This is a genomic window from Commensalibacter sp. Nvir (genome assembly GCF_963921845.1).
Lineage (GTDB): Bacteria > Pseudomonadota > Alphaproteobacteria > Acetobacterales > Acetobacteraceae > Commensalibacter.
Map to the genome: position 1 here is coordinate 1 of NZ_CAWUGZ010000136.1, position 19,398 is coordinate 19,398.

20 protein-coding genes and 1 tRNA gene are annotated in these 19,398 nt (G+C 37.7%); 14 read left to right on the forward strand and 7 right to left on the reverse strand.

Features of this window, described 5'->3' with window-relative positions; all coding sequences use genetic code 11:
* Window positions 1-539: 539 nt before the first annotated feature.
* The 3 genes from AABE15_RS08565 to AABE15_RS08575 form a co-directional block, all read right to left on the reverse strand.
* Window positions 540-1,562: an SPOR domain-containing protein gene (locus tag AABE15_RS08565; protein WP_338330880.1), complete on the reverse strand. Its 1,023-nt coding sequence runs from the start codon at window positions 1,560-1,562 to the stop codon at window positions 540-542.
* Window positions 1,563-3,365, reverse strand: coding sequence for an arginine--tRNA ligase (gene argS / locus AABE15_RS08570; protein ID WP_338330881.1), 1,803 nt, complete (start codon window positions 3,363-3,365; stop codon window positions 1,563-1,565).
* Between the two features lie 89 nt (window positions 3,366-3,454).
* On the reverse strand, window positions 3,455-4,630 hold the full coding sequence (locus tag AABE15_RS08575) for a deoxyguanosinetriphosphate triphosphohydrolase (RefSeq protein WP_338330882.1): 1,176 nt from the start codon (window positions 4,628-4,630) through the stop codon (window positions 3,455-3,457).
* Window positions 4,631-4,831: 201 nt separating this feature from the next.
* Here AABE15_RS08575 and xth point away from each other — a divergent pair, with 201 nt between their 5' ends.
* Window positions 4,832-5,599, forward strand: coding sequence for an exodeoxyribonuclease III (gene xth / locus AABE15_RS08580; protein WP_338330883.1), 768 nt, complete (start codon window positions 4,832-4,834; stop codon window positions 5,597-5,599).
* Between the two features lie 17 nt (window positions 5,600-5,616).
* Here the strand turns inward: xth and AABE15_RS08585 are convergent, their stop codons facing one another.
* Both AABE15_RS08585 and AABE15_RS08590 read right to left on the reverse strand, forming a co-directional pair.
* Entirely contained in the window at window positions 5,617-6,762 is a 1,146-nt protein-coding gene (locus AABE15_RS08585) for a hypothetical protein (protein WP_338330884.1), read from the reverse strand.
* A gap of 58 nt (window positions 6,763-6,820) precedes the next feature.
* Complete coding sequence (locus AABE15_RS08590; protein ID WP_338330885.1) at window positions 6,821-7,933, reverse strand: capsular polysaccharide synthesis protein; 1,113 nt, start codon at window positions 7,931-7,933, stop codon at window positions 6,821-6,823.
* A gap of 283 nt (window positions 7,934-8,216) precedes the next feature.
* Here AABE15_RS08590 and AABE15_RS08595 point away from each other — a divergent pair, with 283 nt between their 5' ends.
* The 13 genes from AABE15_RS08595 to AABE15_RS08655 all read left to right on the forward strand — a co-directional run bounded on the left by AABE15_RS08595 (window position 8,217) and on the right by AABE15_RS08655 (window position 17,432).
* Complete coding sequence (locus tag AABE15_RS08595) at window positions 8,217-9,137, forward strand: hypothetical protein (RefSeq protein ID WP_338330886.1); 921 nt, start codon at window positions 8,217-8,219, stop codon at window positions 9,135-9,137.
* A gap of 74 nt (window positions 9,138-9,211) precedes the next feature.
* The gene (locus tag AABE15_RS08600; RefSeq protein ID WP_338330887.1) at window positions 9,212-9,775 is read left to right on the forward strand and encodes a hypothetical protein; all 564 of its coding nucleotides are present in this window, start codon (window positions 9,212-9,214) and stop codon (window positions 9,773-9,775) included.
* Window positions 9,776-9,838: 63 nt separating this feature from the next.
* Window positions 9,839-10,858: a glucokinase gene (gene glk / locus AABE15_RS08605; RefSeq protein WP_338330888.1), complete on the forward strand. Its 1,020-nt coding sequence runs from the start codon at window positions 9,839-9,841 to the stop codon at window positions 10,856-10,858.
* Window positions 10,859-10,899: 41 nt separating this feature from the next.
* The gene (locus tag AABE15_RS08610) at window positions 10,900-11,040 is read left to right on the forward strand and encodes a hypothetical protein (protein WP_338330889.1); all 141 of its coding nucleotides are present in this window, start codon (window positions 10,900-10,902) and stop codon (window positions 11,038-11,040) included.
* A 75-nt stretch (window positions 11,041-11,115) separates the two neighbouring features.
* Complete coding sequence (gene dcd / locus AABE15_RS08615; RefSeq protein WP_338330890.1) at window positions 11,116-11,670, forward strand: dCTP deaminase; 555 nt, start codon at window positions 11,116-11,118, stop codon at window positions 11,668-11,670.
* 14 nt (window positions 11,671-11,684) lie between these two features.
* The gene (murA, locus tag AABE15_RS08620) at window positions 11,685-12,947 is read left to right on the forward strand and encodes a UDP-N-acetylglucosamine 1-carboxyvinyltransferase (protein WP_338330891.1); all 1,263 of its coding nucleotides are present in this window, start codon (window positions 11,685-11,687) and stop codon (window positions 12,945-12,947) included.
* A gap of 129 nt (window positions 12,948-13,076) precedes the next feature.
* Window positions 13,077-13,754, forward strand: a complete 678-nt coding sequence (hisG, locus tag AABE15_RS08625) for an ATP phosphoribosyltransferase (protein ID WP_338330892.1) — start codon at window positions 13,077-13,079, stop codon at window positions 13,752-13,754.
* Between the two features lie 4 nt (window positions 13,755-13,758).
* Window positions 13,759-15,063, forward strand: a complete 1,305-nt coding sequence (hisD, locus tag AABE15_RS08630) for a histidinol dehydrogenase (RefSeq protein WP_338330893.1) — start codon at window positions 13,759-13,761, stop codon at window positions 15,061-15,063.
* 68 nt (window positions 15,064-15,131) lie between these two features.
* On the forward strand, window positions 15,132-15,350 hold the full coding sequence (infA, locus tag AABE15_RS08635; RefSeq protein WP_110439346.1) for a translation initiation factor IF-1: 219 nt from the start codon (window positions 15,132-15,134) through the stop codon (window positions 15,348-15,350).
* 19 nt (window positions 15,351-15,369) lie between these two features.
* Window positions 15,370-15,969 carry a Maf family nucleotide pyrophosphatase gene (locus AABE15_RS08640; protein ID WP_338330894.1) on the forward strand — a complete coding sequence of 200 codons (600 nt, stop codon included), beginning with the start codon at window positions 15,370-15,372 and terminating at the stop codon, window positions 15,967-15,969.
* A gap of 1 nt (window position 15,970) precedes the next feature.
* Complete coding sequence (locus tag AABE15_RS08645) at window positions 15,971-17,101, forward strand: ribonuclease E/G (RefSeq protein ID WP_338330895.1); 1,131 nt, start codon at window positions 15,971-15,973, stop codon at window positions 17,099-17,101.
* Entirely contained in the window at window positions 17,094-17,294 is a 201-nt protein-coding gene (locus AABE15_RS08650; RefSeq protein ID WP_338330896.1) for a DNA gyrase inhibitor YacG, read from the forward strand. Before AABE15_RS08645 ends, AABE15_RS08650 begins: the two co-directional genes overlap by 8 nt.
* A gap of 62 nt (window positions 17,295-17,356) precedes the next feature.
* Window positions 17,357-17,432 (forward strand) — tRNA-Phe (locus tag AABE15_RS08655).
* Window positions 17,433-17,506: 74 nt separating this feature from the next.
* Here the strand turns inward: AABE15_RS08655 and AABE15_RS08660 are convergent.
* Window positions 17,507-18,145: a DUF2612 domain-containing protein gene (locus AABE15_RS08660; RefSeq protein ID WP_338330897.1), complete on the reverse strand. Its 639-nt coding sequence runs from the start codon at window positions 18,143-18,145 to the stop codon at window positions 17,507-17,509.
* The coding region (locus tag AABE15_RS08665; RefSeq protein WP_338330898.1) for a baseplate J/gp47 family protein at window positions 18,145-19,398 on the reverse strand (1,254 nt) is incomplete at its 5' end. The genes AABE15_RS08665 and AABE15_RS08660, both read right to left, overlap by 1 nt.

Here is a 19,398-nt window from a genome sequence, read left to right on the forward strand (position 1 = left end):
GAAATATACATTTATCTATAAATTTAAATATTTTTTTAATATCTCTGCTAAAGTAATTTTTTTATAGTTTTATATGTTAATGACACATACTACGTTAGCAATAAATTAGTGCACTTTAAAAAAACAATTTTGCTGCATATCTTTTAATTTTGAACAATTTGAAACTAATTTATAATAAATAATGTTAAACGATCTTTTTATAGTAATAAAATTTAACAATCTGCTTACGGGATATAGGATTGCTTAGTAATTAAGAAAAAATTACATAATAAATTACTATTCCAACAAAATTTTATAATTCACCTTAAGATTAAAAAGAAAAACCATATTGTTTAATTTAAAAAATTTCCGATTAACGTTACTTAACTTGATTTATAGCCAATCTTGAACAGAACTATAGAAAAATATCGCTTAAATAAGAATTGAATTTTAACAATTAACTTAATAATTTCTAAGTTTTTTAAACGGGTATTAAATAGTTTAAGGAACAATAAAATTATTCGTTACTATGCAAAGAACCGTTTATTTTTATCGGACTTTTAAAAATTAGCAAATGTACACGATATGGATCTAGCCTTCAACTTGCTACAAAATTCATTTGCTTGGTTTTTACTAGAAAATCCTTTTATCCTTAAACGATAGACTATTTTCCCACCAACATCCGCACGTTGTATTTCAAGATTATGTTGATTGAGAATATCAGGAGCTTTTTTTAAATACATTTTCCACTGTTTACGTGCTCCCTCTTCTGAAGCTAGAGCGGATAATTGCACTTTAAAAGAACCTGAGGGAAACGTTCCTTTTTCGTTCATTTTTGGCGATTTAAAAACGCTGGTTTTAAATTTTTCTGATTTTATAAGCTTAGAATTTACTTTATCTGTCTGTGTATCTGACGAAATCAATGATTTTTGAGGCGCAAGAGTTTGATGAGTTGTTTTAGAAGAAGATAACGGCTCGGAATTTTCACTGGATAAGGTTGTATTATCGGTATTTTGAGATGAGATAATTTGAGAAGCCTTATTATCCGATTTACCTGCCGGTTGAGGTTTTGATCCATATTGTTCAGCCAATCCCAAAGGATTGGCTTGTTCTGGCCCTGGAGCTAGAGTTGTTAAACTCGAATTAGGATCAGAGCTAACTGTTTCTCCTATACCTATACCAATAGTTTCAGTATTATTGGTATTTATTGGTTTTTCTTTTGCTGCTTTTGAGGGAGGTGAAAAAACAGGAATACCTTTTTCAGTTGAATTATACATCAGCCAACTTCCTATAAAAAGAACCAGTAATCCCCCTATGCCGCTTGCTGCATAAATTAAGTGACGAGTATTCCAACCGCCATCACCGAAAACATCAAAACAACGTGGAAAAGAAGATCTTTTTATCTCATCTTCATATCTATATTCTTCATCGTCTTCACCATCATAACGAGACGCCATACGTTCTCTCTCAGGGTAAATAGGCTGATGATAATTAGGTTGCGGGGGTTCGTCCTGTTTTTGAGAAAAATCGTCTTCGAAAAAAGATTTTCTTTTTGGAGGTTCAGGCGAATGTGGATCAACCATTTATCTCATTTCCTCTACCGCTTTTATACCTAATATTTTCATTGCTGAACGAATGATAATAGATGTTACTTCTACCAAAGCAAGTCTGGCTAACGTACTAACTTTATCATCTTCTTGAATAAACCTTAAGGTCATATTATCGCGACCCGCATTCCACAACGTATGAAAATCCGAAGCAAGCTCAATGAGATAATACGCAATACGATGAGGCTCTCTTGCTAATGCTGCACTTTCAACCGTACGAGGCCATTGCGCTAAACGACGTAAGAGGGCAAGTTCCTCGTCACTGGTCAAGCAGGATAAATTAGCATGAATCAATTGTGTTTGAGATAATAATTTTTCACCAAATTGTTCCACAGCGGCTCGTAAGACAGAACGACACCGCGCATGAGCATATTGCACATAAAAAATATGGTTATCTCTCGTTTGGGCCACCACTTGTTCTAAATCAAAATTCATTTGAGCATCTGCTTTACGTGTTAACATCGTAAAACGAACGGCATCTTTACCCACCTCATCAATAAGATCCCTAAGGGTAACAAAATTACCTGCACGTTTAGACATTTTGACCACTTTTCCTTGTCGTACTACCCTTACAATTTGACAAAGAATAACTTCAAACGTTGTACAATGATCGTGATCCAGTGCAGCAATCGCCGCTTTCATTCTTGGGATGTAACCACCATGATCGGCACCCCAGATATCAATAAGGACTTTTGCTCCTCGCCTCATTTTATCGTAATGATACCCTAAATCATTGGCAAAATACGTTGCATTTCCATCGGATTTACGTAATGGTCTATCAACGTCATCACCAAAATCCGTTGACTTAAAAAGTGTCTGAGGCCTTTCTTCCCAATCCTCAACAATTTTACCTTTGGGAGGTTGTAATACACCGGTGTATACTAAGCCGTTCTCGTCTAATATTTTGAGTGCCTCTTCGGCAACCCCTGAATCGACTATACTTTGTTCAGAGACAAAATGATCGTGATGTACTCCTAAAGCATCTAGATCGCTTTTAATCAATTCAATCATATAGCTTAATACTAACGCTTTGACTTTATCAAACCAGGCTAACTTGGGTTTAAAATTGTTTGGCTCCAGCAACTGATCGTCATATTTTTTGACCAACGCTTCCCCCACGGGAATCAAATAATCTCCCTGATATTGCAGACCAGAAGGAATAAATTCTATGAATCTTTTATTAAATTCTTCAGCAGAACATTTTTGACCCAATGCATTTAGATACCGCCAATAGGATGCCCACGTTAGGGAGACTACTTGTGCTCCAGCATCGTTGATATAATATTCTTTGGTAACCTGATACCCTGCTTTTTCCATTAGATTGGCCAAAACATCTCCTACAACAGCACCTCGACAATGACCCACATGCATTGGTCCTGTCGGATTAGCTGAAACGTACTCAACGTTAACAGGTTTATTCTTTCCTATTAAACTGTCTCCATAGTTTTCTTTTGACTCTAAAATGATAGAAATCAACTGCTGAAATACCAAAGGGGATAACGTTAAATTAACAAATCCTGGGCCTGCTGCTTCAGCTTTTTCTATAAGCTTAATGTGATTAAGGCGCTGCGATAATTCTTGAGCCAACGCTTGCGGGGAACGTTTAAGTATTTTTGCTACAATTAGTGCTGCATTTGTTGCCATATCCCCATGCGCTACCTCTTTAGTTGGAAACAATTCAACGCGCTCGGCAATTTCCTTAGGCAGGTCGGGTATGACCTCGTGCAAAGCCTGCAAAACATAAAGACGAAAAATTTCATATAAATTATGGGGGGTCATAAAAACTATCTCACAAAAAGCAAACAGATTGTTTTCTTATTAAACGAAGCTAACAAAAAAAACTATCATCTATTCACCAAATTTCCAGTTCAATTTAATACAGTCATGTTTGTTAGCTTTTGATATTCTTCAATAGCAAAACGATCGGTCATTCCTGCAATATAATCGGAAACAACACGTAAAACGCCAGGATGACCTTTAATAATTTCTGCCTGAGTTACGCGCTGATGCCATTCTTTTGGAAGCAAACCTACATCATTTGAAAGAATTGCAAACAATTCTGCAACTAATAATTTTGCTTTACGGCTCATTCGATTTACTTGCCAATGATGGTACAAATTTTTATGTAAAAATTGTTTGATTTGCTGATTTGCTTCTTCCACTTGAGAACTAAAGCTGACGACAGCTCTATTAGCATAGCGAATATCATCAACTGTCTTAGGGTTTAGTTGCCCAATATTTTCAGCCGTTTGCTGTTTCAAATCTCGAACAAGACGATCTATTACCCTTCGAATCATCTCATGACGCAAGCGTTTATTTTTAAAATCATCCTTATTTGCCTGGTTAACAACACTTGTTGCTTCTTCTAACGCTGTTTGAACAAGAGGGAGATGTTGCAAATCTTGAAAACAAATCAACTCTGCCCTCAATCCATCATCCAAATCATGACTGTGATAAGCAATATCATCCGATATAGAAGCAATTTGTGCTTCAGCGGATGCATAACTGTTAAGCTCTAAAGGGTAAATTTGATCGTAAGCTTTAATATAAGGTTCGGGATGGAGAATAGGTCCATTATGTTTGGCTAACCCTTCCAAACTTTCCCAAGTTAAATTCAAACCGTCAAAATTAACGTATTTCTGTTCTAACTTTGTTACTTGACGCAAGGATTGATCATTATGACTAAACCCATTAAAATTGCTCATAGCCTCTTGCAAAGCGTCTTCTCCAGCGTGGCCAAAAGGTGGATGCCCCAGATCATGAGCCAATGCCAAACATTCCGCCAAATCTTCGTTTAAATGGAGTGAACGCGCAAGCGAACGTGCTATTTGTGCTACTTCAAGAGAATGTGTCAATCGCGTACGAAAAAAATCACCTTCATGATTAACAAATACCTGTGTTTTATATTGCAACTTTCGAAAGGCTGTAGAATGTATGACTCTATCTCTATCACGTTGCCAAGGGGTTCTCCCTATGCCATCAGATTCTTTATACAAACGCCCACGTGAGGTTTCCTCACAAACAGCATATTCTGCTAATTTCATTATCTTTTCCTAATGTGTTTTATTTCATATTTTACCTATATTTAGCGAAACATTTAAACGAGGCGAATGAGCATCTGATGATTGATTTTCTTTGCTGATTCATTTTCAAGAGCGATGGTTTCAAATACATTGCTTAGTTATTAGCAATTAATGTAAATTACAGTAAAACATAAACTTAAAAAATGAAATTGATACCAAATCATGAAACTGGCTAGCTGGAATATTAATTCTATACGAAAAAGATATCCTCTTGTAGTTAAGTGGATTGAAAAAGAAAAACCCGATTGGCTTTTTTTACAAGAAATCAAATGTCAAAATGAACAATTTCCTAAAGAATCTTTCGAATCTCTAGGGTACCACTGCATTGTTCATGGACAGAAAGCTTACAATGGCGTTGCCATTTTAAGTAAACATGCCTACGCACTTAATTCTACAAAGCTACCTACCTTAACAGAAGAAGCAGAAGAAGCCCGATACCTAGAAATCGAAAGCAAAAACTTAACTTTATGCAATTTATATTTACCGAATGGGAACTCTGGGGGAGAAGCAGGCTTGCTAAAAAAAGTTAAATTTTGCCAAGCCTTATACAATAGGGCTAAAGATCTTCTCAATGAAAAACAAAATTGCATCTTTGCTGGAGATTTCAATATTTGCCCTAACACGATGGACTACGCAACAAACGCATTATCGCTTTCGGATGCTCTGGTACGCCCAGAAATTAGAGACAATTTTTATAAACTTCTATGGTTAGGACTTACCGACGCTTTACGCACGTTTTACCCAACACAAACTATATATACATTTTGGGATTATCAACACAATGCTTGGGCACGAAATTCCGGATTACGAATCGACCATATCCTTATTTCCCCACGGCTTGCTGAACGTTTACAAGACGTAATTGTAGATAAAAATGAAAGGGAGAAAAATCAACCTTCCGATCATGTGCCCGTTGTTGTCAACTTTTAAACTTTAAAAATAATCTACTACGAAGCCATCCAATGGGGTGAAATCTCTTTATAAGGTGTCGGAAAATCTTCTATAACCTTCCAAAAATCATTATGATCTAAAATTATGCATGATTGAGCTTTGGCTTCACCTTTATAAAAACGATAAAAATTTCTATTCAATGCTCGATTTAAAATTCCAGGACCTGTTTTATAAGCAATAAACATATCTTTATGCACATAGGAATTGTGGTACAAAGAACGTAATCCCTCATTTAAAATAGGACTATTTGCTATGGAACCAAAAAAATCATTATGAGCAACGAATTCATCGGTCACGAAAAAAACATGATCGTATCCAACAGGTATTATTTCAAAAAACCGTTTTATAGATCGAATTTTTATATCTGCATCCAACCACCATCCCCCATAGTGATTAATAACGTGTAACCTGAAAAAGTCAGCTCCTTCTGCCGGATGCCTTACATTTAAAAACAGCTGACGGGCTTCTACACCATAATAGTGATATAACCAATTTGCAGCTTCATTTTTGTTAAAAATTTTCAAATTGAAATGGGTCATAGATTGGTGATAAGAAAAATTAGCTTGAATCTCTTCTGGGGGATTTTCATCCCAATACATAAATACATTATTAGGTATAGCATTAAATCCACTGACATTACTGTTCCTAGACTCACCATCCCCAACAAATTTATTATTAAGAAGTTCAACCATTAACGATAAATAGACTCTGTCTGCTTCTTCACCAGTCGGAAATTCTTCATAACAATTTTCCATAATTTTTAGCGCAGCTCTAACACCTTTATTTTCTTTATACGCTTTCCATCCAGTAATATAATTATAAAAAGGTACACTCAAATTTTTGAGTTGTTCGAGTTCTTCATCTTTAATTTCTAACCCCCCTTTTAATAAAGCGACTATTCTTATCATCCATAAAATATGAGCTAAAGGATATTCAGAGGGACTTTTTGAATGCATCTCAAAAGCCAATTTATATAAATACGCAGCTTCAGCATAAAATCGATTTGTACTCAATACATTGCCAATGTCGTATGCAGCAACCACATCATCCAAACCACGTTGCTCATACATTTGTAATGCTTGAGGGCAAACAGCCAATACAAAATTTAAATCTAACTTCGTATTAAGTGTGGGCTCTTCCATATTCGCACCTTTACTATTCATAATTTTAAATAAATTGACCAACTAAAATCTAAAAAAGTTAGACCATACTCCATGAACCATTTTGCTTATATTGTACCGGATATTGTTCAGAGACACGTTCAAAAAAAGCGTGATCTAAAAGCTTCATGGAAGGAAAATCTCCTTGTTTTCCTTGCAGATATCGATGAATGGACCGATTTATAGCCCTCATAAATACTCCGGGTCCAGTCTTATAGGATATAAACAACCCTTCATATTTATAGCAATTACTGTAAAGTGATAATAAACAGTCCTTTAATATGGCACTATTGGCAACCGAACCAAAAAAATCATTGTGTACAAAAAATCCATCAGTCATCATAAAAACGTGGTCGTAATGCCATGGTATTGTCTTATAAAAAAGCTCTTCCGAAACAATTTTTAGATCTGCATCAACCCAAAATCCCCCATAGAGATCTATTACATGCACTCTTAAAATATCTGCTTCCTCAGCAGGATGCCTTGCCTTAAGAAACAAAGTTTTAGCTTCTCGTCCATAAACATCATGCAACCATTCAACCGCTTTTTCTTTATCAAAAAATTCAACGTTAAATTTAGAAAATTGTTTATGATATTGAATATTTTCCTCTACATCTTTTGGAATATTTTTGTCCCAATAAAAATACATATTTTTAGGAATAGTTCTTTGACTTTGTCTTTCGGGCAGGTCAGCAGATAACATTGCTTGATAAATTAAACGCAAATAAATGGCGTCGATTTCCTCCCCTGTATGAAATAATTCATAAGTACAGTTGATTTGCGCCAACGTATCAACAGCATTCAAACGCTTATCATAATAAAATTTCACTGCTGAAATATAATTAAATAATTCTTCCGATAACTCGTATAATCTTGCAAAATCTTTACGACTGGTTTTATGAGATGCTTTAATTAGGCACAAAAGTTTCACTTGTAATAAGATTGCTTCGCTAGGGTGTCCATCAGGATCCAATCTTCTATAATTAATAGCCTCTTGATAAAATACAGCCGCTTCAACAAAAAAACCATGCATATGCAGATGGTTTGCTATATTAAAAGCTGTCATAACGTCATAACAACCCTGTTGATTAAAAAGTCCCAAAGAAACCGGGCATTTTTCAACTAACGTTTTTAAATTATTGTTATTGGACATTTAAAACCTAAATAAAATTTGAGACTACTTTTAAAAAATACTTAACATGCTTGAGAAGCAATAATTAACATATAAAAAACAAAATTAAGAATAAAACCTTTAAACATTATTAACTAGCAAACAAAAAATTTTATATTTTAATTTTTTATTAAACAACTTATTCTAAATCAGATACTGAAACAGTTAAAGCACCAAACAAAACTAGTAACATAATAAAATTATAGATAACTTATTAAAAGCAAATTTTATAAAGCTTAATTTTTTAAAAAGGCAATGGAATATAATGCGTATCTTTCCAATGGTAAGCGGTTTAATAACAATTATTACTTTGAATTGTATAATCAAACCTAGTTATTCCTTCCCTCCCTTGGCCAAATCCGAACTTAAATTGCCTTCAAGCGCACTAAGCTCGAACTTATCTTCTTTTTACACACCACAACAAGAATCACATTTTTATAATTGGACCATTGTAACTAAAAATTCTTCTTCCAGTTTGAAATGGACGGACTTCGAACATAACTTAAATCTTTTTTTTACCCCTAACCAAGATGGGACCGTAGAAATTAAGGCTAAGGTTAATAAAAATATTAACAAAGAATATGAACAACCTTTTATAAGACTAAATGTAAAAGGACTTTCAATTGTTTTAAATAAAAACGCATCTCACTCCCAGTGGGTCCACTACTCAACGTTAATTCATTCTGAAAACGAAGAAAAATTACTTAATGAATTAAAGAACAATGCCTCAATGCATCTGGTTTTTTCAACGTTGACCTCGATAAACATAAAAGCAACTGAATTATTTAACTCATCCCCCGATTTCACTCAGTTTTTTGATCGGTGGCAGACATTTGTTTCAACTGCCAGTAATGCCTCCGTTCCCCATCAAACTCTTCCTCTTGATGGAATGCCTCCACAAATTTTTCCGTTATATGCAGAAGCAGACCTGTATGTGCATAAATGCCTCCAAATTCAGGACAATAAACTACAAGTAGATCTCCGCAATACTATTTGTGAAAAAAGAAACGTATTACTTAAACAATTGCAAAGCAAAGGGTGGTGTTGGGGGAGTGGTGATTCCGATCAACACGATAAAGACAAGAATTGGAAAAAGTGTATTTTTACCCCTAAAGGGGGTATCGAAAAATTGAATGATAAAAAAATTGAAGATTTTAATAAAGCCAAATTAGTATCAGATACTTAATATCTTCTAATTGATTTTGAGGCTTTTTTTCGTCATTATTAAAATAATATATTACGCTCATCACAAGGTAAATTATGAAACATCGCCTCCACTTTTCATCGCAAGTTAATTTTGTTCTTACCTTGATTATGTCTATTTTGCTGGTTACCCCTTTAAAACAAATCTATGCACAAAACAATAGTTTATCGCCTATAATTTTAAAGCAAAGTAAACAGTTCGGCGAATGGAAAGATCTTGCGCAGCAACAAACTCCAACTCTTATGTGGTGGAACGAACGGATGCCCATGGTACCTGTTTTATACATTTTGTTTTATCCACAAAAAATAATATTGAACGCTATTTCCCCTCTTTGGCCAGATACAGGCATCCTTTTTTATATTAAGGATAAAACTGAAAAATTAGGTATCAATTTAATTCTGGACTACAAAGACAATCAAAATAGCTATTATACGGCTGTTATCTATGGCAATGACAGACAAAATTTTGTTAACAATTTAGTCACTTCTCATAAAGCAAGATTAATTACCCCTTCGTCTTATTCTCAATCTCTATCACTTAAGCACGTTGACCAAGCTATGCAGTATATGATTGTTAACAACCCACAATTGAACTTAACTTTTCCTAAACCTAAACAATGATCGAAATTAAACTTAGTTTAATATTAAACTAAATTTTATAACTCAACTTATAAGGATATAAAAATGACCTCTTCCAATCCGCCAGAAACAACTGACAAACAAATTCCAGCTCAAGAAGTCATTGTAGCCGATATTGGTGGGACGAATGCACGTTTTGCTATTGCGAAAGTGGCGAATGGTAAAGTATTATCTATTGAAAATGAAACAATTTTAAAAACTTCTGAATATGCAACTTTGCAACTAGCTTGGGACGCTTTCGAAGAAAAAATAGGACGCCCGGCGCCAAAAGCTGCTTCAATTGCAATTGCTTGTCCAATTCGCGGTGACGTCCTTAAATTTTCAAATAGCCCCTGGATCATACGACCAGCAATCTTGGCCGAACAGCTAAAACTCGACAAAGTAGTTTTAATTAATGATTTTGAAGCTATCGCTCATGCCATTGCACATTGTGGCGATAAACATCTAAAGCATATTTGTGGACCCAATCGCAAAGAACCTCCTATCGGTATTACTTCTATTATAGGACCTGGCACAGGTCTTGGAGTTGCTTCTTTAATGTTTAGTGGCGAATCAAATTACCAAGTCATCGCTAGCGAGGGGGGACACATTACTTACGCCCCTTGTGATCATATTGACATCAGCATTTTAAGATATCTTAGACAACATTACCGACGGGTATCTGCTGAACGTATTATTTCAGGGCCAGGACTTAACAACATTTATGACGCATTAGCAGCCAGCGCAGGTTTATCTGTTAGCCATAATAGTGACAGTAATTTATGGGAATCTGCTCTTAAAGGTACGGATCATCTAGCAACAGCAGCTTTAGAAAGATTTTGTTTAAATCTTGGAACCTTTTGTGCTGATATTGCTCTGGTTCAACTTGCAAGTCGTGTAGTGCTTAGTGGTGGTATCGGATTGTTACTTGCAGATTATCTTCCTCAATCGGGTTTTGGAGAGCGTTTCGTAGACAAAGGCCGTTTTGAAAGAATGTTAGCCAGTTTACCCGTGGAAGTATTAACTTATCCTCAACCTGGATTATTAGGTTCCGCAGCAGCGTATGCCGTGAAACATGCCTCTTAGTTTTAAACCTTTACCATTTATTGAATTGCAATATATTGCTCATGCAGAACAAAGAAAAAGTTGATACGACTCACTCCTCTCTCTGCAAACGTCACCAAAAAGAGGCCGAAGCACTTAGAGAAAATCTCAAAAAACGCAAAAAGCAGCAAAGAGCCAAAAAAAATCAAAATCTTAATTCATGATTTTAATTTTTTAAAATAAAGTTCTTTTAGTCGCCTCATTACTTGATCACTATGCTAACATAAAGGGAATTATATATGTCAATCATGCCAGATCGTTGGATAAAACGCATGGCAATTGAAAAAAGGATGATTGAACCTTTTGCCGACAAGCAACATCGAAAAAACATTATTTCTTATGGAGTATCCTCTTATGGTTACGACGCAAGAATAGCAGACGAATTTAAAATTTTTACCGATATTGACAACGCAATTGTCGATCCTAAGAATTTTAGTTCTAACAGCTTTGTTTCGCGTAAAACAGATGTTTGCATCATCCCGCCTAATAGTTTTGCGCTTGCCCATACTATTGAATATTTTCGTATCCCTAGAGATATTTTGGTGGTGTGCTTAGGAAAATCTACCTATGCAAGATGTGGAATTATTGTTAATGTTACGCCTCTTGAGCCCGAATGGGAAGGTCAAGTTACCATCGAAATCAGCAACACAACGCCGTTACCTGCCAAAATTTATGCAAACGAAGGTATTTGCCAATTCCTCTTCTTTCAAGGAAATGAACCGTGCGAAATTAGTTATGCCGATAAACAAGGTAAATATATGAAACAAATGGGTGTTTCAGCGCCACGTTTATGAACTGAAAAGAAATTATGGACCGTTTTTTTATTCGAGGGGGGAAACCTCTCGCTGGTGGTATCCTTATTGGAGGGGCAAAAAATGCAGCTCTCCCTATAATGGCATGTGCATTGCTTACTTCCGAAACCCTCTCTTTGAGAAATGTACCTAGGATCGTTGATATCCATACGATGCATGATTTAATTCAACAACATGGATTACAAATTTCAATTGATAAAGATGATCCCCACCATTTTACATTCGAAGGCGAAATTACCAATTCAGAAGCTCCTTATCACATTGTCTCTAAAATGCGTGCTTCTATTTTGGTGCTTGGACCTTTACTGGCTCGGTGCGGCAAGGCAAGAGTATCGTTACCGGGAGGATGTGCTATCGGGACAAGACCTGTTAATTTACACCTTGAAGCCTTAACAGCACTTGGAGCAGAAATTGAAATTGATTCAGGATATATCAATGCCAAAGCCCCCAAAGGACTTGTAGGCACACGGTTTGTTTTTCCCTTTGTTTCAGTCGGTGCAACAGAAAACACCATTATGGCCGCCTGCTTAGCCAAAGGTAAAACAGAATTAGTAAACGCGGCACGAGAACCTGAAATCTGTGATCTTGTTGATTGTCTTCGTTCAATGGGAGCAAACATACAGGGTAAAGGTACGGGAGATTTAATTATAGAAGGTGTTGATGCGTTGCATGGTGCTGAACATTCTATTTTGTTTGATCGAATAGAATGTGGAACCTATGCGTGTGCTGCTGGCATTACAGGCGGCGAATTACGCCTTATTGGGGCACAATCCCAATATTTGGGCGCGGTCATTCACGCTTTGGAAGAATGTGGCGTTGAAGTGTTTCAAGAAGAAAATGCATTGAGAGTTAGACGAACGGGCAGCCTACGAGGAATTGATATCATGACCGAACCCTATCCTGGCTTTCCTACGGATATGCAAGCCCAATTTATGGCTTTGCTGTCTGTTTCAGAAGGCGCCAGCATGATAAGCGAAACTATTTTTGAAAACCGCTTTATGCATGTCCCAGAACTTAACCGAATGGGTGCGCGAATAAACGTCCATGGTTCTTCCGCCATAATAAGAGGCGTTCACTCTTTATCAGGTGCCCCTGTCATGGCAACCGATTTACGAGCTTCCTTTTCTTTAATCTTAGCAGGTCTAGCTGCTGCGGGGGAAACACGTTTGAATAGGGTTTATCACCTTGACCGAGGCTACGAAGCCGTAGAAAAAAAATTAACTGCTTGTGGAGCCCAAATTGAACGTATTAAAAGTTAATTCTAATGCGTAAAAATTCCAAAATATATAATTTCTTTAGGTTGTTAGATAATAAACATATAGTTAAACATGATGGTTTAACTAAAATAAAAATAATCTTCACTTCGTTAATAGTGATTTATAATTAATATGAAGCCCCCCTTAATCCTTGCTCTTCCAAAGGGAAGAATTCTCGAAGCATGTCTACCTTTATTAGAAGCAGTAAACATTGTACCTGAACCTTCTTTCTTTGATAAGCGCACGCGTTTACTTCGATTCAAAACCAATGACCCTTTACTCGACATCATACGCGTTCGTTCGTTTGATGTTGCCACGTTTGTGGCATTTGGCACAGCTTCTATGGGAATATGTGGTTCGGATGTATTGATGGAATTCGACTATCCTGATATTTACGCACCCCTTGATTTAAAACTAGGAAAATGCCGTCTTTGCGTAGCAAGCCTTGCAAATGATAATAAAGCACCAGAAGATTCTTCTCGATGGTCACAAATAAGAGTGGCTACGAAGTATCCCAATATTACAAAACAATTTTTTGCGCGAAAAGGTGTGCAAGCAGATATTGTCCACCTTCATGGCGCTATGGAGTTAGCCCCAGTGATGAAATTGTCTAATCTTATTGTTGATCTTGTTGATACAGGGTCTACGTTGCGGGCTAATGGCTTGCAGGAAATTGAAACTATTGTTGATATATCGAGCCGATTGATTATCAATAGAACGGCGTTAAAAACACAATCCTCGCGTATTAATACCATCATTGACCGCTTTAAGAAACTTAATCTTTTATCCACTTTTTCTGCTAGGGATTAGTTCAATGCATTATTTAAATTCTTTATATCCCAATTTTAATGATGATTTTGAAAAGCTTCTAAAAAGTAGAACCCTTGATACACATTCCGTAAAAAAACCTGTCAGCGATATATTACAAAAGGTTCAAACCCAAGGAGATAAAGCTTTATGTGAGTTTACAGAGCAATTTGATCGCCTATCACTCACACCCAAACAACTCAGAATTAACCAATATGAAATTGAGCAAGCCTATAAAGACACATCTCTCGAACTTATTGCGGCTTTGGATTTAGCGATTGAACGTATCAAAAACTTTCATCAGAAACAGCTTCCTTCGGATTTAACATACCAAGATGAAAGCGGATTTCATCTTGGTTATCGTTGGACGCCGATAGACTCTGCGGGTCTATATGTTCCTGGCGGTACTGCAGCCTACCCTTCTTCAGTTCTAATGAATTCTATTCCTGCTAAAGTGGCAGGGGTTAAGCGTTTAGCAATGTGTGTACCCTCACCTGATAAAACGCTAAACCCTCTAGTTCTTGTTGCTGCTGACAAAATAGGAATAAATGAGATTTATAGGGTAGGTGGCGCCCAAGCTATCGCTGCCCTCGCCTTTGGAACCGAGACAATAAAAGCTGTAGATTATATTGTTGGGCCTGGCAATGCTTTTGTTGCTGAGGCTAAACGACAAGTTTATGGGGTGGTCGGGATTGATAGTGTGGCCGGTCCTTCCGAAATCGTAATCGTTACAGATAATAAAAATAACCCAGATCACGTTGCGTTAGATTTGCTTGCACAAGCGGAACATGATAGAATGGCCCAATCTATTCTTTTGACCGATGATCAAGAGTTTGCAGACCGTGTTGACCATTCAATTCAAAGGCAGTTACAAACCTTAACCAGACATAATATAGCGCAAGCCAGTTGGAAGGAATATGGTACTATTATTATTGTTCATTCTTGGGACAAAGCAATTGACCTTATCAACCGTATTGCCCCCGAGCATTTAGAACTCATGCTTGATAATCCTGAACCTATTTTTAACAAAGTTCGACATGCTGGTGCAATTTTTATAGGCAAGTGGTGTCCCGAAGCTATAGGAGATTATATAGGTGGGCCTAATCATGTTTTACCCACCGGGGGTACCGCACGCTTTTCTTCTGGATTATCCGTATTTAATTTCATGAAACGATCGACTTACTTGAAATCTGACCAAAAAGGCATTCGTGAAGTTGGTCCTGCTGCGGTGTCCATTGCACTTACCGAAGGATTAACAGCGCATGCCTTAAGTATTTCCCAGCGTTTAGAAAGTTTGAATAATAAAGACTAGACTTTTTGTGTAAATACCCGGTATGGTGAAGCAATTTTTTTAATCAACACAAGGACAAATTATCTCAAATGTCTAAAGAAGATATGATCGAGTTTAATGGTACGGTTACCGAATTATTACCTAACGCCATGTTTCGTGTAAAGTTAGACAATGAGCACGTTATTCTTGCCCATACCAGTGGTAAAATGCGAAAAAATCGTATTCGTGTTTTAGCGGGGGATAGAGTAAGTGTGGAAATGACCCCTTATGATTTAACTAAAGGTCGTATAACTTTCCGATTCAAATAACTCATACAGGTAAAATAACTTGTTTCGTTTACCTACCCTTACGACTTTGCCCCTTACGCTTGCCTCTGCGTCACCAAGAAGAGTAATTCTTCTTGAACAAATCGGCATCAAACCACAACATATTATTGCACCAGAAATTGATGAAATTCCTCTTAAAGATGAATTGCCTCGTTCTTATGTCAAACGCATGGCCCAATACAAAATGCAAAGAGGACAAAAAAACGTCGAAACTCGATTCATTTTAACTGCAGATACTATTGTGGCCGCGGGACGAAGAATTTTAAACAAAACATCCGATTGCTCTATAGCGGAAACACATCTACGTCTTTTGTCTGGGCGAAGGCATCGTGTGTATACCTATGTCATTTTAGCAAATGTTAGAACCGGACGAGTATCCTCAAAACTTGTTTCCACCATTGTCCAATTATCTAGATTCACTGAAACCCAATTACAAACTTACTTGAAAAGCAACGAGTGGATAGGTACAGCAGGTGCTTATGCTATTCAAGGTAGAGCTTCTAGTTTTGTAAAAAAAATAAATGGAAGTTACAGCAACATTGTAGGACTGCCTTTATTTGAAACAGCTCAATTGTTACGTGGACAAGGTTTACTACCTTGAAATGATTGAAATATGGGTCTTTACTTCTCCAGGTTGCGCACAAATTGCCGTAATAGACATTCAAACAGCCTGCCTCATAGATTATACACAATGGTATCCTGGATCACCGGATTTATTAGGTAATCTTTATAACGGTAGAGTGCTAAAAAAACTAACGGCCATTGGTGGATCTTTTATTGATATTCACCATGATTTAGCAGGATTTCTACCAGACAACGCTGGTGGAAAATTACTACAAGAGGGCGATTATGCGCGCGTAAAAGTTACCCGAAGTGCCCAAGCAGGCAAAGGCGTTCGACTAATCCATCAAAACGTTGATGGTTACAATGAATACGAAACTCAAAAAACCGTATGTTTGTTAAAAAAAGGAATATCCCCTTTTGAAGAAATTGCCAATCGCTACGCACACGCAAGTATTTACTTGAAAGAATTGTCTTTACTTAAAATCATTCCATCTTATCTTCATTCAAGGATATGTTTAAAAAACATTTCATCCATTGATCCTATATTAGAGCAAATCGAAACGCTTTCATCCAATATTATACATTTACCTTTAGGCATGAAAGCAAGTATTATAAACACCCCAGCATTAGTTGCTATAGATATTGATAGTGCAGATCAAAGTAAAGAAAAAGAAAATAAAGCCACAGCACAAGTGCGTAATAATCGTACAATTTTGCCTGTGCTCTTACGTCAGTTAATTCTTAGAAATATTTCTGGTGCAATTTTAATTGATTTGGCGGGAATTCCATCCAAAAAACGTAAATTACTTCAAAATGATTTTATTGAGCTTTTAAAATTGGATCCTCTTCGTCCTAAATTTGCTGGTTTTAGCCATTTAGGCTTTGCAGAAATAACCCGTCCCAGATTACGTCCATCTTTAGATGAACTTGCTCACAGCCCTCATGGACTAGCCATTAAAATTTTGAATGCTTTAGAAAAAAAAATTAACGACAATCCATCAAGATATCACTGGTCGCCAGGAACTTTATGTCTAAGTTTAAAATTATACAATGCTTTAATAAAAGACACATGGGCGATCACGCATTTTGAACAAAGAAATTCTTTAAAATTATCTCTATCTACCGATCCCTCTTTTTCTTTGGAACAATGGAGCTATCATCATGGTTAAAACAAAAGAAAATTGCCCACTATGCAAAAAACCAATGCAAAAACTTTATTCCCCCTTTTGTTCACAAAAATGCGCGGATATCGATTTAAACCACTGGTTGGGTGGCAATTATCGGATACCAAGTGAACCCAAAAATGAAGAAGAAATTAACGAATTACATAATTCTATTAAAGAAACACTTGATCAAAAGTAACTTGTAAGGTAAATGCTTTGTAAGCAAAGATTCTCTGATACCGAACAGTGAATTGTTATAGTGCCCAAGTAGCTCAGTCGGTAGAGCAAGCGACTGAAAATCGCTGTGTCGGTGGTTCGATTCCGCCCTTGGGCACCACAAAATAAATAAAATCAACATGTTATACATTACTTCGGTGTAAAGTGGTGTAAAGCCATCTCTACCCAAAGAAATTAATTAAAGCCACGGGTTCGATCGGCGAGCAGGGAAAAGCCGTTGGCAGAAATGGCGAAATTCTCACCCATGACGTAGGCCATGGTATTGGCGGGTGCAGGAGTGGCGAGCGTTTCCGAGGTAGTGAGGTAAAAGTAGTTCTCTTGCTCGACGTTCCAGGGTTGGTTATCGTTCCAAATGGTGCGCAACATGCGGTTGATATAAGAAACATTACCATTTGAGGTTAAGGCAACGTAGCGCGTGCGCAGGAGCTTACGGATTTCGGTTAGAGGAATGACCTCTAACGTGCCGCCTCCTTCAAAGTTCCCTCCAATCAGGTTCTTAGTGCTATCCTCGTCGGCACTATCGACCACAATATACTTAAAGTTTTGCCGCTTTTGACCAAAGGCAAACGCATAGTCTAAGCTATCCCCTAAAAAGAAAATATCGCTGGGAATACCCAAGATTAACACCCAGATAAAGCAGCCAAAGCGCGAGGCGGTGCGTAAATCAAATACATCGCTTTCCCACTTCTCCCACGTGTTCCACACGTTTTTATCCAGCCAGGCTTGCTTTGCTTGGAGAAGGGCTTGTAAATGAGGAGCGTTGTTGTATTGCCATTTCAACACTTGGCTCAGGGTCGTGTTATAGGGTTGCATTAAGTATTGTCCTCGAGCGTTACCTCAATTAATCCATAAGCGGTCGTAGCAATTTCCCATGGTTTTAAAGCCCATAGGGTGACGTAATCCCCCGTCTGTTTAGCGTCAGCATCGGTGGTTAAATAAACTTCACAATTTTGAATCTGCAAACCCGAAAGTTGTGCAGCCACAGCACCGGCAATATCAAAGCCCGAGACCGCCCGCCCCAACGTAAAACCTTCATCGCTGGCCACGTTCCCCTGTGCCCATTTGACTATCGCTTCTTTAATCGCTTCGGTGGAATACACGGCAGATCCTTGCTTAAGGGTCATTTTAATATAGGTGTAATACGCCACAGGTTTGACCCATTGAACGTTATACGACTGCCCCGAATACGAATCCTCCACCGCATAGCCCCCCTCCTTGCACGGGGTGCCATTATTGGTTCCCACATCATAGGGTCGACACGCATAAGCATCAAACAACGCCTGAGCCACCTCATCGTCCTTATACGTCCCCGCCACACACACCCATATCCCATACGGCACGGTAAAGGCAATGCCTTCGACGGTGCCTGCCGCTCCCGTGACGTTTTCCACCACCTTTACCGAACGCACCCCCTGCAACGCCAACACGTTGTTCATGATTTTGCCGATGCAACTTAATGCTTGGCTGAACAAACTCAGTTTGCGTTTCGTCCTTAATTGTTGATCGGTGTTGATTGTATCGCCTAAAATAATGGTCGTGCTGCTGTCCATGGTCACATTTGTTAGGCCCGCAACATTTTCAAGTAAGCTTAAGCTGTCGGTTATTGCAATCTCCACCACCCCTTGATTAAGGGCTCGAAGGGATCCTCTGGCCAGCCCATCGCTGCCCAACGTAACTTGCGATATTACTTCAAACAAATCGCCTTTACTGGATTGCACCCTAACCCCAGGGTTAAGGATTGTGTTGGCCTGCCCGTTAAACAAAACGTCGTCTATTTGCGTATAAGCATCCACCCCACGCTCTATTCCCAAAAATGCACAAATAGCGTCCAAATACACCCCATAAGCTATCTCCGGGTTAAGCAGGTTGGCACTCTGCGCTATAAACTTCATCACTGAGGTGCGTGCCACCGTCTCCGCTTGCATCAATGTGCCTTGTGGCGTTGAAGCGTCCAAAGACAAATTCTCCCCCAACGCACTGATAAACTCTTGTTGCACTTCCGTTAACAGGTCCGACGTGTCCGCCGTCATTACGCCCGTTTGGGCGTTTTGAAAATAGGTCGACAT

Bases quoted from the DNA above. Each gene is read 5' to 3' on its own strand.
- AABE15_RS08565 (WP_338330880.1), bottom strand. From the start codon at position 1,562: ATGGTTGATCCACATTCGCCTGAACCTCCAAAAAGAAAATCTTTTTTC.
- argS (WP_338330881.1), bottom strand. From the start codon at position 3,365: ATGACCCCCCATAATTTATATGAAATTTTTCGTCTTTATGTTTTGCAG.
- AABE15_RS08575 (WP_338330882.1), bottom strand. From the start codon at position 4,630: ATGAAATTAGCAGAATATGCTGTTTGTGAGGAAACCTCACGTGGGCGT.
- xth (WP_338330883.1), top strand. From the start codon at position 4,832: ATGAAACTGGCTAGCTGGAATATTAATTCTATACGAAAAAGATATCCT.
- AABE15_RS08585 (WP_338330884.1), bottom strand. From the start codon at position 6,762: ATGGAAGAGCCCACACTTAATACGAAGTTAGATTTAAATTTTGTATTG.
- AABE15_RS08590 (WP_338330885.1), bottom strand. From the start codon at position 7,933: ATGTCCAATAACAATAATTTAAAAACGTTAGTTGAAAAATGCCCGGTT.
- AABE15_RS08595 (WP_338330886.1), top strand. From the start codon at position 8,217: ATGCGTATCTTTCCAATGGTAAGCGGTTTAATAACAATTATTACTTTG.
- AABE15_RS08600 (WP_338330887.1), top strand. From the start codon at position 9,212: ATGAAACATCGCCTCCACTTTTCATCGCAAGTTAATTTTGTTCTTACC.
- glk (WP_338330888.1), top strand. From the start codon at position 9,839: ATGACCTCTTCCAATCCGCCAGAAACAACTGACAAACAAATTCCAGCT.
- AABE15_RS08610 (WP_338330889.1), top strand. From the start codon at position 10,900: ATGCAGAACAAAGAAAAAGTTGATACGACTCACTCCTCTCTCTGCAAA.
- dcd (WP_338330890.1), top strand. From the start codon at position 11,116: ATGTCAATCATGCCAGATCGTTGGATAAAACGCATGGCAATTGAAAAA.
- murA (WP_338330891.1), top strand. From the start codon at position 11,685: ATGGACCGTTTTTTTATTCGAGGGGGGAAACCTCTCGCTGGTGGTATC.
- hisG (WP_338330892.1), top strand. From the start codon at position 13,077: ATGAAGCCCCCCTTAATCCTTGCTCTTCCAAAGGGAAGAATTCTCGAA.
- hisD (WP_338330893.1), top strand. From the start codon at position 13,759: ATGCATTATTTAAATTCTTTATATCCCAATTTTAATGATGATTTTGAA.
- infA (WP_110439346.1), top strand. From the start codon at position 15,132: ATGTCTAAAGAAGATATGATCGAGTTTAATGGTACGGTTACCGAATTA.
- AABE15_RS08645 (WP_338330895.1), top strand. From the start codon at position 15,971: ATGATTGAAATATGGGTCTTTACTTCTCCAGGTTGCGCACAAATTGCC.
- AABE15_RS08650 (WP_338330896.1), top strand. From the start codon at position 17,094: ATGGTTAAAACAAAAGAAAATTGCCCACTATGCAAAAAACCAATGCAA.
- AABE15_RS08660 (WP_338330897.1), bottom strand. From the start codon at position 18,145: ATGCAACCCTATAACACGACCCTGAGCCAAGTGTTGAAATGGCAATAC.